The organism is Pedobacter humicola, assembly GCF_056490705.1.
Genome location: NZ_JBWJIG010000002.1, coordinates 426,965 through 440,875, shown reverse-complemented (window position 1 = coordinate 440,875; position 13,911 = coordinate 426,965). Strand labels below are relative to the sequence as shown.

Here is a 13,911-nt window from a genome sequence, read left to right as displayed (position 1 = left end):
AAGCGGGAGCGGGGCTGCTTTATCCCAAAAGCTGCTGTACCTGCTTTCCAAAAAAATAATACCCATAATAGGATGTTATCTCGCTTTGCTTTGAGCCTCGATAAAGATTTTTACCTTAAAGAAAACAAATCGTTAACCGTTTAACCAATATTTAATATCTTTAGTTTTTAATCATCCCTTCAGGATTAATGAAACTAGCCAAACCTCATCTGTTACTAATTTTTCTTGTTTGCTTTTCCTTCGGCGGATTTTCTCAGTCTAAAAGCGATAGTCTTTTAAACGAACTGAATAATGTGCTTCAAAAAAAGGATGTTTATATAGAAAAAAAGCAGGAGAGAATTGCAGCCTTAAGGGCAAAGTCTTTATCTGCAGGTAATTTAAGGGCACGTTTTTTAATGTATCAGGCGCTGTACGAAGAATACAAAACCTTTAGTTATGATTCGTCTTACAATTATGCGAAAAAGTTAAGTCAAACGGCAACTGTTTTAAAAGATCCTGCATTAATTGCCTCTGCCCGGATGAAAATGGGATTTACGTTGCTTTCTTCGGGTTTGTTTAAGGAAACCCTTGAAGTCCTCAACAGTATCAATGTAGGGGTTTTATCGCCTGATGAAAAGATTGGATACTATTTTTTAAAAGCCAGAAGTTACTTCGACCTGTCTGATTATAACCGTAATGTAGATTATGCGGAAATTTATAATCCACAGGGGATTCGGGCAATTGATTCTGCCTTGGTTTTAGCCAAAGCGGGCACGGTAAATTTTCTGGAACTTAAAGGACTACGCGATTTGAGAACCGGTAATTATGACGACGGGCGTAGGGTGTATACCAGTTTGTTAAAAATGCCAGGCTTAACTCCGCATCAATATGCTGTTAATGCCTGTTGTTTGAGTTATATCTGCGAGATCCGCGGTCCACAGGAAAAATCGGTTGAGCTGTTAATCCAGGCTGCGATTTCTGATATTCAATCGGCCACAAAGGAAACCGTGGCCAGTTACAAACTTGCCGATATCCTTTTTAAAAAAGGCGACATTAAAAATGCTTATGCTTACATCAAGCAGGCCATGGATGAGGCGACCTTTTATGGCGCGTTACACCGTCAGGTTAAGATCAGCAGCATTTTGCCCATTATCGAAGCCCAATGGATCAACCAGATCGAGCACCAGAAGAAGCTGCTCTACATTTATTCATCCATCATCACTTTGCTGGTGATATTCGTTGTTATTTTTGCAGTGATTATTTTTAGGCAGTTGAAAAAAATCAGGCTGGCCGACGAGATCATCAAGGCAGCCAACAGTAACCTTCAGCAAACGAATGAAGCCCTGGAAGAGGTAAATAAAAAACTGAGCATTGCCAATACCATCAAAAACGAATACATCAGCTATTACTTCAATATCAATTCCATTTACATCGATAAACTGGAAAACTTTAAAACATCTATCGATAAAAAACTCAGCAGTAAACGTTATGATGATGCTTTAAAAACCGTTCATAACCTCAATCTGGAAAATGAGCGCTTAGAACTCTTCAATACCTTTGATACTGTTTTCTTACGCCTCTTCCCCGAATTTATAGCAAAATTCAATTCATTTTTTAAAGCAGAAGATCAGATCCTCATCCCCAGGGGGCAATTGCTCAGTACCGAACTGCGCATCTTCGCCCTGATCAGAATGGGGATCCATGATAACGACAGGATCTCGAAAATTTTAGGCTATTCAGTTAACACAATTTATTCGTATAAAAACCGCGTTAAAACCAAATCTATTCTTCAGAACGACGAATTTGAAGATAGGATTATGGAAATAGAAGCCGTTTAGGGCCTTTTCGAACTGGTATTTGTTCTATATTCAGGCTTCCTGACTTTGTTGTTAAATATCTGAAAATCAATATTTTAATTGGTTTATGGGCTTGATATTTTCTATATCAGGGGTCTGATCGATTGTTTTCTATTTTCAAGCCCCCTTTCTTTGATTAGTGATTAAGCGAAGGCATTGATCACTATAAACCAAATTATAAATATTGAGCTAATGGAAAAGATTTACTCCTTAAGGAACAGGTTTCTGCTGTTTTTTGTACTGCTGTATCACGTGGCCGCTGCCCAAACAAACGTCATCACAGGGCAAATAAACGACGAGAAAAACCTCCCTCTGCCTTCGGCAATTGTTATGCTGAAAGGTACTACTTTAAAAACCGCAACAGATGTTAATGGTTATTTTAAATTAACCGGTGTTCCGGCCGGGGCACAAACATTAGTAGTGAGTTATATTGGCTATAACAGCCTCGAAAAAGCAGTGAACGGTAACAGTACAGTTAATTTACAACTGGTACCTTCCTCACAGAACTTAAATGATGTGGCCGTGATCGGTTATGGGACCATCAGAAAAAGCGATGCAACAGGTGCATTAAGTGTAATTACCGCTAAAGATTTTAATAAGGGCGCTGTAAACTCTATTCAGGATGCCGTGCTGGGTAAACTGCCCGGAGTGGTCATCACGTCAATCAGCGGGGCACCGGGAAATACTTCCACCATCAGGGTACGTGGCGGTGCATCTTTAAATGCCAGTAATGATCCTTTAATTGTGATTGATAATGTGCCGGTTGATAATACCGCGATGGGTGGCTCGGCAAATATTCTGGCCACAATCAATCCAAACGATGTAGAGAATATCACCGTGTTAAAAGATGCCTCTGCTACTGCTATTTACGGTGCACGGGCCTCAAATGGCGTCATGTTGATCACCACCAAGCGGGGCACCAAGCAGTTTCAGGTAAATTATGGTTTAACTACCTCACTTTCCGTGCTGCCCAAACAGGTAGATAATTACGATGGCGATGAGTTTAGGGCTGTGGTGAATAAGGTTTATGGCGGCACAACTGCCATCACCTCTTTGCTGGGTACTGCCAATACCGACTGGCAAAATGAAATTTATCAGAAGGCATTTGCCCAGGACCATAACCTGAGTGTTTCGGGTACGGCGAAAAATCTGCCTTATCGTTTGTCACTGGGCTATAACAATGCCGATGGAGTATTGAAAACGTATAACTTTAGCCGCACTACGCTTGCCCTTGGACTGGATCCAAGTTTGTTCCAGAATCACCTGAACATCCACCTGAATTTAAAAGGTTTATATAATACCAATAATTTTGCCGAGCAGGGTGCAATTGGCAGTGCCGTTAATTACGACCCGACGCAACCTGTGTTTAATGGAAATACCAGATGGCGGGGTTATACCACCTGGACGACCGACCATACACCAAACGGTCCACCGGTAACCCTGGCTACCGCAAATCCGGTGGCGATGCTGGATCTCACCGACAATACTTCTACTGTAAAAAGAAGCATCGGTAATGCACAGTTCGATTATAAGCTTCATTTCTTTCCTGATCTGCATGCCAATTTAAACCTGGGTTACGACTATGCAAAATCAGTTGGGCACAATAATCTTTTGGATAATACCCAATGGGTTTATACGCCCGTTGTTGCCGGTGGACGATTGAACAATTACACTGAAAACAGGAAAAATCAACTGGTAGATTTTTATCTGAACTATAATAAAGATATTAAGTCTATCGAGAGTGTAATTAATGTTACAGGTGGTTATTCATGGTCGCACTTTTACAGGGAGGGAACAAGTTTATCTTCCGATCAGGCCATGACTTCCATCCAGCCACCAAACGATTACATCACCGAATATTATCTTTTATCGTTCTTCGGAAGATTAAACTATACCTTCAAAAACAAATACCTGTTAACTTTTACCCTACGTGATGATGCCACATCGCGTTTCTCACCAGAGCAACGCTGGGGATTGTTCCCTGCAGGGGCCTTAACCTGGAAAATAAAGGAAGAGGAATTTCTTAAAGGCAACAATACACTTTCTGATCTGAAGCTGAGAATAGGTTATGGTGTTACCGGGCAGCAAGATCTGAACAATGGCAACAACTATCCTTATCTCGCGAAATATACCATCAGTGATCAGACCTCGAGATATCAGTTTGGTGATAATTTTTATTATACCCTACGTCCGGATGGTTACGATGCGAACATCAAATGGGAGTCTACCACGACCACAAATATCGGCCTTGATTATGGCTTGTTTAATAACCGCTTAACAGGATCGCTTGATGTGTATTACCGTAAAACCAAAGATCTTTTAAGCATTGTTAATGTTCCGGTAGGTACCAATTTCTCTGCAACGGTTTTGACCAATATTGGCAGTATGGAAAACCGCGGTGCAGAATTTAGCCTTAATGCAGTAGTTGTGGATCAAAAAGACCTCAACTGGCAGGTGGGTTATAACATCAGTTATAATAAGAATAAGATCACCCGTTTGGCTTTGAACGACGATCCGAACTATATAATCCAATTAGGGGGTATTGCAGGCACTACTTCCGGAACCATCCAGGCCCAGAAGGTAGGTTCGCCGATCAATTCTTTCTTTGTTTACCAGCAGATTTATGATGCCAATGGCAAACCGGTTGAAGATAGCTATGTAGACCGCAATGGCGATAACATCATTAACAGTGCCGATCAGTACATCTATAAAAAGCCAGACCCAACAGTTCAGATCGGGATTAATTCGAGATTAACGTACAAAAAATGGGATTTCAGTTTCTCCGGACGTTTAAGTTTGGGCAATTACAATTACAATAACGTTGCCGCAGGCAGCACTTACCGTGGTTTGTATTCTTCATTGGGTTATCTGTCGAACCAGACCAAAGCCGCAGAAGATACACAGTTTACTACTGCCCAACAGACGGTTTTATCAGATTACTATATTCAAAAAGCATCTTATTTCCGTATGGATAACATTGCTTTAGGTTATACCCTGCCGGCTTACCTTAAAAATAAGTTAAAAATCCGTTTAAATGCCGGCGTTCAGAATGCTTTTGTAATTACACAGTACAAAGGTTTGGATCCGGAGATCAGTGGCGGACTTGATAACAACTTTTTCCCAAGGGCCAGGATTTTTCAACTGGGCCTGAACTGTAATTTTTAACCATTAGCAAGCAAAATCATGAAATTATATAAAATATTATCACTGGCCACGGTCTCAGTAATGCTGCTGATCAGTTCCTGTAAAAAAGATCTGGATGCTACGCCTAAAGATCCAAAGATCATTTCATCGGCAACCGTTTTTGACAGTCCCGAATCCTATAAACAGTTTTTGGCGAAACTTTATTCCACCCTCTCTTTAACCGGGCAGCGGGGAGAATCAGGGTTGCCGGAAATATCGGCGCCAGATGAAGGTACAACCGCATTTTTGAGAGAGTACTGGGCCGCACAAGAGGCCACCACCGACGAGTGTATTAATGCCTGGGGCGATGGAGGTTTAGTAGAATATCATGGCCATATCTGGTCAGACCAGAACTCTTATGTTAAATTAATGTACCAAAGGCTTTTTATCAATATCAGCTACTGTAATGAATACATCAGATCGGTAAATGATAAATTGCCAGGTTTAGACGGTAATTTAAAAACGGATGTTACCCGTTACCAGGCTGAAGCCCGTTTTTTAAGGGCATATTATTACCTGTGCGCGATGGATCTTTATGCAAATGTTCCTTTTGTTACCGAGGCAGATAAACCTGGGGCCTATTTGCCGCGCCAGATTAAAAGGGCAGAACTGTTCACTTATATAGAAGGCGAATTAAAAGCAATCCTTCCAGCCCTGGCCGATCCGGGTGCCAATGAGTATGCGAGGGCAGACCGTGCAGCAGCATGGGCATTGCTAAGCCGCTTATATCTGAATGCCGAAGTATACATTGGTCAGCCAAAATATACCGAATGCCTCACTTATACCAACGAGATATTGAATTCGGGCAAATTTGCTTTGCATACCAGTTATCCACAGCTTTTTCTGGCCGATAACAATAAATACAGACAAGAAATTATTATGCCCATTGCAACGGATGGGAACAGCTCAAGGAGTTATGGCGACATGACTTTTGTGATCCATGCCGGCGTAGGTGGCGCAATGGATGCTGCCAACGAATTTGGAATTGCATCTGGCGGATGGGCCGGAAACAGGATGACGACCGCTTTTGTCACCTCGAAATTTGCAGATCCATCAGGGGGAACCGATAAGAGGGCCATATTTTATACCAAGGGGCAAACATTAACTATTACACACCCCACCATTTTTACGGAAGGTTATCTCTCTGCAAAATTTAAAAACATCACCTCAACAGGCGCCGTAGGTTCGAACAGTACCTTTGTGGATACCGACTTTCCATTGATCCGGTTGGGGGAAATTTATCTGAATTATGCCGAGGCAACCGTACGTGGTGGAAGTGGGGGCGATGCGGCAAAAGCATTAAAACTGATTAACGATCTGCGTACCCGTGCCTACGGAAATACTTCGGGCAACATTACGACCGCCCAGCTAAACCTTAATTTTTTATTGGATGAGCGTGGCCGGGAGCTGTATTGGGAAGCACACCGCAGAACCGATCTGATCCGTTTTGGCAAGTTTACCGGTGGCGCTTTATTGTGGGACTGGAAGGGGAACGTGATGAACGGAACCTCAACCAATGCGAAGTATAATATCTTCCCTATCCCGGCATCAGATCTTTTGCTCAATACTAATCTCACCCAAAATCCAGGATATTAATTCGATAGCATTATGAAAAGATTAATCTATATCATCATACTTTTTGCCTCTGCGTTTTCTGCCTGTAAAAAAGACAACAACATGCTGGCGAATATTAAAAGTGATGTTGACGCACCAACATTAACTTCACCTATGGCCGCATCGGCGATGGTGGTGGCCCCTGCCGATACCGCTAAAACATACCGCATCAAATGGAACAAAGCCGATTTTGGAGTCCAGGCAGTGGTGAATTATGCGGTTCAGATCGATGCTGCAGGTAAAAATTTTGCTACCGCTTACGGCATTGGCAGCACCACTAACGATTCTTTAACCATCACCATCGGTAAATTGAACGATATTTTGTTGAACAACCTCAGCCTGCCAGCAAATGTAAAATCGGATGTAGAGTTCCGGGTAACGGCAGTATTGAGTGAAAAAAACAAGGTGACCTCGTTGCCAATCAAATTGTCGGTAACTACTTACAAGGAAATTGTACCGGAGAAACTTTTTGTTCCCGGCGATTATCAGGGCTGGCTAACAGATGCAGCACCTGCCATCCGCTTTCTGGGCGATGGTAAATATGAAGGTTATGTGTATATGAATGTGGGGGGCAACTTCAAATTCGTTTCTACGGCAGGTACAACCATTACCTATGGTGATGGTGGCGCCGGAAAATTAAGCACTAACGGATTGGCAGGTGGATTAACCGTTAACACTCCGGGTTATTACAAATTAAACGCCGATATCAAAAACCTCAGTTATTCTGTTTCGCCTATTCAATCTTTCGGATTGATCGGTTCATCAACGGCTGGCGGTTGGGATAATTCTACGCCTATGGTTTACGATCCTGTAAACGGGGTATGGAAAGTAACGGCCACTTTGGTATCAGGGGCATTAAAATTCAGGGCGAACAACAGTTGGGATATCAATTACGGTCCTGCAGATGTAAATGCCTTAAGCGGAACGCTGGTTCAAACCAATGATGCGGTAACCATTACCCAAAATGGTTCTTATACCGTTACCATCGATTTCAAACAAGCCACGGCTACTAAATATCTGTATACGGTAACAAAAAATTAAATTCCTTACCGGAACGGCCGGATCATTATATGGCCGTTCCGATTATATTCTATAGCGATGAAATTTAAAACCCTGTGCGGTATTTTACTGCTTTGTGCTACTTTTTCCTACGATGTGCTTGCACAAACACCGGTAAACCAAATTGGCAATGTTACTGCCGTTAATATAGACGGACAGCAAATAAATTTAAGCCTGAACAATGCAGAAGCACAGATTATCGTGTATTCTGCCAACATCATACGGGTGAGGGTTGACCGGAAAAAGCTTGGCGGTGATTTTTCATATGCCGTAACGGGCAAGCCTCAAAAGGTAAAAACAATTGTGACCCAAAACGACAGCTCGATTAATATCAGTACCGATTCGTTAAAGGTAATCATCCGAAAAAAACCTTTCCTCATTTCTTTTTATACTCTTGAAGGAAAACTGATCAACGAAGATGATAAGGGGCTTTCCACTTCATGGGCAGGAGATGCCGTTACCAGTTACAAAAAAATGCAGGATGACGAGCATTTTATCGGTCTTGGTGAAAAAACGGGTAACCTCGACCGTAAAGGAAGCGGTTACACCAACTGGAACAGCGATGTGTATGGTTATGCGGTATCAGCCGACCCACTATATTCTACCATTCCTTTTTATATGGGCCTGCACCATGGTTTAAACTATGGTATTTTTCTGGACAATACCTACCAGTCTGATTTCAACTTTGGGGCAAGCAACAACCGTTTTTCTTCGTTCGGGGCACGCGGCGGGATATTGAACTATTATTTCATTTACCACAAAAAGGTAGCAGATATTATCCGCTCATACACTGATCTTACAGGAAGAATGCCGATGCCCCCATTGTGGTCGCTGGGATACCAGCAGAACAGGTACAGCTATTATCCCGAAACAGAAGTAATGCGCATTGCCAACACCTTAAGGGAAAAGAAGGTTCCTGCCGACGGTATTACGCTCGACATTCATTACATGGATGCCTATAAACTTTTTACCTGGAACAAGGACCGTTTTCCCAATCCCTTAAAAATGAATACCGAACTGAATCAACTGGGTTTCAAAACAACGGTGATTGTAGACCCCGGCATTAAGGTAGAAAAAGGCGCGGGTGCATACGAACGGGGCATACGCGATAATGTGTATATCAAATATCCCGATGGGGAACCTTATACCGGGCAGGTTTGGCCGGGCTGGTGCAATTTCCCTGATTTTACCAGTATAAAGGGAAGGGCCTGGTGGCGGAATGAGGTGAAGTTTTTTTCTGAATCAGGCGTGAGCGGAATTTGGAACGATATGAACGAGATTGCCACCTGGGGGCAAAAAATGCCCGATAATGTGCTTTTTGATTACGATGGTAAACCAACCTCTCATTTACAGGCACACAATGTGTATGGCTTACAGATGGCCAGGTCGAGTTATGAAGGTGCAAGAGAACAGTTTAAAGAACGGCCTTTTATCTTAACCCGCTCTGGATATGCAGGTTTACAGCGTTATACAGCCTTATGGACGGGAGATAACCGTGGTGAAGATGACCACATGCTTGCAGGTGTACGTTTAATTAACAGTCTGGGTTTAAGTGGTGTGGCTTTCGCCGGAATGGACATTGGAGGTTTTACCGGAAACCCAACAACGGCTTTATATACCCGTTGGATTGAACTGGGTGCCTTTACCCCCTACTTCAGGAACCATACCGCATTAAATACAAAGGCTGCAGAACCATGGAGTTTTGGAGAAGATGTGCTCGATATTGCCAGGAATTACATCAGCCTCCGCTACCAGCTGATGCCCTATATATATGCCGGTTTTTACGAGGCCGCACAAAGCGGACTTCCCATAATGCGCTCCCTGGCGATCAGTTATACCCACGACCCGAAGATTCTGGATACCCAGTTCCAAAATCAATATGAGTTTGGAAACGCTTTTATGGTGGCTCCCTTTGAGAGTACAAAAACCTTCGGTAAGGTATATTTTCCCGCAGGTACCTGGTACGACCTGTATAACGATGGGTTACAGGCTGGAAGTGAAGAGAAAATCATTCAGTTGGCCCTAAATAAACTGCCTGTTTTTGTAAAGGGCGGCAGCATTATCCCACAGCAATCGCTGATCCAGTCTACCAGTCAAAAGCCGGGTGATACCCTAACTGTTCATGTTTATAAAGGAGAGGTGGGCAACAGTTTTGTGTATTATGAGGATGATGGAAAAAGTTATGCTTACGAAAAAGGTATTTTTTATAAAAGACAGATCAGTTTCGATCCGCTTAAAAAAGAGATTGTTTTCCATCAGGTAGAAGGTACTTATAAAAGCAACTTTCGTTTCGTAAAAATCGCTTTACATGGCTTTGGTGTTACATCTTCCATTATGGTGAATCAACAGCAGAAAAATCTTTCCGAAGCTAAGTTTGCGTGGATGGGCGCTTCGAACAATCCCGATTTACAGGCCAATCCTGATGCTCCGGAAAGCTGTAATATCAAATCCATCCTGATCAAAAATGAGGATGCTGCCATCACATTAAAATATTAATCCGCACCACATGAAACTCAGTTTAAAAAACAATAGCATGAAAATAGTATCACTGCTCCTTTTGGTGGGCATTACTGCCGCAGAATGTAAAAAATCAGGTTCTGATAGCCCGGTAATTACCCCGCCTGTAGTGGTTAGCCCAGGTGATGGTTATAAAGACCCTGTGGCTTATGGAACGCCTTTTTCTAAAGTGCCAAATACCACCGATGCGGTAATTTATGAAGTCAACCTACGTTCGTTTAGCGCCCAGGCCAATTTAAAGGGTTTGAAAGACCGGCTGGATAATTTAAAGAGCCTTGGCGTAAACGTGATCTGGCTGATGCCGATATATCCCGTGGGACAGTTAAAATCTGCTGGTGGCTTAGGCTCGCCTTATGCGGTAAAGGATTATAATGCGGTTAATCCGGAGTTTGGTACCCTGGATGATCTGCGGCTCGTGGTGGAGGAAGCCCACAAGCGGGATATGTCGGTGATTTTGGACTGGGTAGCCAACCATACCGCCTGGGATAATGCCTGGATTGCAAATAAATCCTGGTACAAACAGGATGCTAACGGAAATACTATTATTCCGCCAGGAACAAACTGGGCAGATGTAGCGGCCTTAAATTACGACAATGCGGATCTGCGTAAAGCGATGATCAGGGCGATGAAATTTTGGGTGCTTACGGCAAATATTGATGGCTACCGCTTTGATGCCGCAGATTTTGTGCCCACCGATTTTTGGAAACAGGCCCTCGATACCCTGAAGAAGTTTGATGCCAGAAAATTGATCTTATTGGGCGAAGGAAGCAAAAAAGAACAGCTTACAGCTGGTTTTCAGCTGAACTATGCGTTCGATTATTACAATACCCTAAAAGGCATTTTCGCCGATACCCAGGCGCCGAGTGCATTGTTTACCACCAATACCAATGAAAACAATACGCTGATCAGCAGAACCTACAAGCTGCGTTACATTACCAACCACGATGTCACTTCATCGGATGGAAGTGCCATCAGCATTTACAAAGGCAAGCAAGGCGCTTTGGCCGCATTTGTTCTGGCGGCAACAATGGATGGAGTTCCGCTTTTATACAACGGGCAGGAAGTAGGTTGCCCTAAGAAAATTGATTTTTTTAACAGGGACGCAATCGACTGGACAACCAATCCGGATATGCTGGAGGAGTATCAAAGGATCATTGCCTTTAGAAAAAGCAGCGTTGCCTTAAAAACAGGGGTGCTTACCGTATTTAACCACCCGGATGTAGTGGCTTATGAAAAAAAATCTGGTACAGACGATGTAGTGGTGCTGGTGAATGCAAGAAATACGTCGGTGAATTACGGTTTGCCTACTGCTTTGCAAAATACAGCCTGGAAAAATGCCTTAACAGGTGATGTTGTTGATTTAACAAGCAGTTTTACTTTGCAAGCTTATGGTTATTTGATGCTGAAGAAGTAGATTATGGTGTTTTAACCATCCGAGACACCTTAGAGTACCTAAGTTTTTTAGCGAGGTGGTGATTGCCGTAATGACCACGGTTTTAAAGAGATTTAATTTCCAGAATGGGCTTGCCTGTTTTAGAAAAGCATGGCCTACAGTGCTTCGGTTCCGCTAGTCCCGCCCATTGCTTAATCCCGTGAAGGACGGGATAACGCTGTCCGTTACAGGCGGGTCGATCGAAGTGGGTTCGATTCTTCATCGAAAAGAACGGAGAGCGGGACTGCTATAACCTAAGAGCTGCTGCAATTGCTTTCCAAAAAAATGATGCTATAACGGTACATGATCTGCTTGTTTTGCAATATGTTGGGAGTATTTACAGATGCTTGATCAGAGTTGTCAACTTGATTGGCGATACCGCTATTAAAGTTGACAACTTCATCTATACAAACTGATTTAGGATGAGCACTCCAACCAGTCCTAAAACAGAAACCAGACTTTCCATTACTGTCCAGGTGCGGAAAGTTTCTTTGAGGCTGATGTTAAAGTATTCTTTAAACATCCAGAAACCGGTATCGTTTACGTGCGAGAACATCAGACTCCCCGCGCCAACCGATAACACCATTAATTCGGGTGGCACACCAGGGCCAATTAAAGGCAATACCATACCCGAGGCCGTTAATGCCGCTACCGTTGCCGAACCCAAAGTTACACGGAGTGATGCGGTGATTAACCAGGCGAGTAGCAATGGCGATAAATTTAAACCTCCGGTAAGCTGTTTTACCGTCTCGCCCATACCGCTATCAATCAAAATCTGTTTAAAGGCACCGCCTGCGGCAATAATGAGGATAATCATCGCAATGCTTTTTACGCCTTCCGCACAAGATTCCATCGCCATTACCAGGCTTGCTTTTTGAACCGCCAAAGCAATAATCACCGAAATTAATAAGGCTGCAGTAGGATCGGCTAAAAATACAAACAGCGGTTTACCGGTATAATCGATCTCAAAATTGCTCCCTATTGTTCCGGCAATGATTAAAAATACAGGTAGTAAGGCTGTGATAAAACTTCTGGTAGCAGAAGGCAGGTTTTCTTCTTCGCTGATCTTGAAATCCTGAATATTGGCCGATTGACCGCGTTTAATGATCAGCCTGGGGAAATAAATCCCGGCAATAATTGCAATAGGTACACTTAAGGTTAAACCATAAATTAATGTCTTGCCAATATCGGCATGGAAAATTCCGGCCAAAGCCACCGGGCCAGGATGTGGTGGTAAAAAACCATGTGTTACCGATAGGGCAGTAGCCATGGGTAGACCAATGTATAATTTAGAGAGACCTGTTGCCGCCGAAATGGCAAATACCAAAGGGATGAGCACCACAAAACCTGCATTGTAAAACAATGGAATACCTACGAGTAAACCTGTTAGCAATACCGCCCATTGGATGTTTTTTTTACCAAAGGGCCCGATCAGGATGAAAACAATCTTTTTTGCCGATCCGCTATCTTCAATCAGTTTGCCCATCATGGCGCCTAATGCCAGAACCATGACCATGCTACCCAATGTGCTGCCGATCCCGTTGCTAATGGAACTCATCACTTTTGTAGCCGGCATGCCCAACAATAAACCGGTAGTAATGGCCACGGCAATTAAGGCAATCATCGGGTTGATCTTTTTCAAAATCATAATGAAAAGTAGCAGGATGCCGAAAAGTAAGATGAGTAATGACATTTGGTTAGGGTTTAGTCAATATAATTTTGCCACAGATAAATACAGATTGTAATCTGTCTACCTTTTAACTGTGGTTAATTCTTCATTTGGTTAGGGTGGAGCTTGGTCTATTTTTTAATTGTAATGGTTCTCCCCGTAACGAGATTAAACTCGTAAATCCGGTACAGGCCATCATCACTGATTTCTATGGTTTCTACCAGTCCCGTTTTGCTGAAGGTATCGGTTACCATATCGCCGATTTTGACGTCCTGAAGAATATCGCTGGGGGTATCGTTGTTTAATCTGATCATAATCGTAAAAGTATCGATTATTAACAAAATCTGGATGATTGTTTTAATGCATTATTGAGATGGTGGAAGTATTTGCGTATCGTCAGCCTAACAAAGTCATATCAGACATTAGGGGACATATTATAAGATGGTTCTTGGAGACACGAACCATGGCATCAAAGTATGCTTAGTCTTGGCATACCACCACTCTTGATCATTCCTGGCAGAGTCGAAGGAGATTTACCATATTAGGCATTTAAGTTACATACAGGCTTACATGAACTTATATTTCTGATATGGTTAGCAATG

Annotated in this window: 8 protein-coding genes; 6 read left to right on the top strand and 2 right to left on the bottom strand. The window is 42.8% G+C overall.

What is annotated here, in order from left to right:
• The first annotated feature begins 188 nt into the window (after positions 1-188).
• The 6 genes from AC04Q1_RS05410 (at position 189) to AC04Q1_RS05385 (ending at position 11,622) form a co-directional block, all read left to right on the top strand.
• Complete coding sequence (locus AC04Q1_RS05410; protein WP_478362555.1) at positions 189-1,817, top strand: DUF6377 domain-containing protein; 1,629 nt, start codon at positions 189-191, stop codon at positions 1,815-1,817.
• Positions 1,818-2,027: 210 nt separating this feature from the next.
• Positions 2,028-5,000, top strand: a complete 2,973-nt coding sequence (locus tag AC04Q1_RS05405; protein ID WP_478362553.1) for a SusC/RagA family TonB-linked outer membrane protein — start codon at positions 2,028-2,030, stop codon at positions 4,998-5,000.
• Positions 5,001-5,018: 18 nt separating this feature from the next.
• Positions 5,019-6,614, top strand: a complete 1,596-nt coding sequence (locus tag AC04Q1_RS05400) for a RagB/SusD family nutrient uptake outer membrane protein (RefSeq protein WP_478362551.1) — start codon at positions 5,019-5,021, stop codon at positions 6,612-6,614.
• A 12-nt stretch (positions 6,615-6,626) separates the two neighbouring features.
• Positions 6,627-7,673 carry a SusE domain-containing protein gene (locus AC04Q1_RS05395; RefSeq protein ID WP_478362549.1) on the top strand — a complete coding sequence of 349 codons (1,047 nt, stop codon included), beginning with the start codon at positions 6,627-6,629 and terminating at the stop codon, positions 7,671-7,673.
• 57 nt (positions 7,674-7,730) lie between these two features.
• A complete protein-coding gene (locus tag AC04Q1_RS05390; RefSeq protein ID WP_478362547.1) occupies positions 7,731-10,187 on the top strand; it encodes a glycoside hydrolase family 31 protein in 2,457 nt (818 codons plus the stop codon).
• 37 nt (positions 10,188-10,224) lie between these two features.
• Positions 10,225-11,622: an alpha-amylase family glycosyl hydrolase gene (locus AC04Q1_RS05385; RefSeq protein WP_478362545.1), complete on the top strand. Its 1,398-nt coding sequence runs from the start codon at positions 10,225-10,227 to the stop codon at positions 11,620-11,622.
• A gap of 421 nt (positions 11,623-12,043) precedes the next feature.
• Here AC04Q1_RS05385 and AC04Q1_RS05380 read toward each other — a convergent pair whose 3' ends face one another.
• A complete protein-coding gene (locus AC04Q1_RS05380) occupies positions 12,044-13,333 on the bottom strand; it encodes a gluconate:H+ symporter (protein WP_478362543.1) in 1,290 nt (429 codons plus the stop codon).
• A 107-nt stretch (positions 13,334-13,440) separates the two neighbouring features.
• Entirely contained in the window at positions 13,441-13,623 is a 183-nt protein-coding gene (locus AC04Q1_RS05375; protein WP_478362541.1) for a hypothetical protein, read from the bottom strand.
• Between the last annotated feature and the right edge of the window lie 288 nt (positions 13,624-13,911).

Bases quoted from the DNA above. Each gene is read 5' to 3' on its own strand.
- AC04Q1_RS05410 (WP_478362555.1), top strand. From the start codon at position 189: ATGAAACTAGCCAAACCTCATCTGTTACTAATTTTTCTTGTTTGCTTT.
- AC04Q1_RS05400 (WP_478362551.1), top strand. From the start codon at position 5,019: ATGAAATTATATAAAATATTATCACTGGCCACGGTCTCAGTAATGCTG.
- AC04Q1_RS05395 (WP_478362549.1), top strand. From the start codon at position 6,627: ATGAAAAGATTAATCTATATCATCATACTTTTTGCCTCTGCGTTTTCT.
- AC04Q1_RS05390 (WP_478362547.1), top strand. From the start codon at position 7,731: ATGAAATTTAAAACCCTGTGCGGTATTTTACTGCTTTGTGCTACTTTT.
- AC04Q1_RS05385 (WP_478362545.1), top strand. From the start codon at position 10,225: ATGAAAATAGTATCACTGCTCCTTTTGGTGGGCATTACTGCCGCAGAA.
- AC04Q1_RS05380 (WP_478362543.1), bottom strand. From the start codon at position 13,333: ATGTCATTACTCATCTTACTTTTCGGCATCCTGCTACTTTTCATTATG.
- AC04Q1_RS05375 (WP_478362541.1), bottom strand. From the start codon at position 13,623: ATGATCAGATTAAACAACGATACCCCCAGCGATATTCTTCAGGACGTC.
- AC04Q1_RS05405 (WP_478362553.1), top strand. From the start codon at position 2,028: ATGGAAAAGATTTACTCCTTAAGGAACAGGTTTCTGCTGTTTTTTGTA.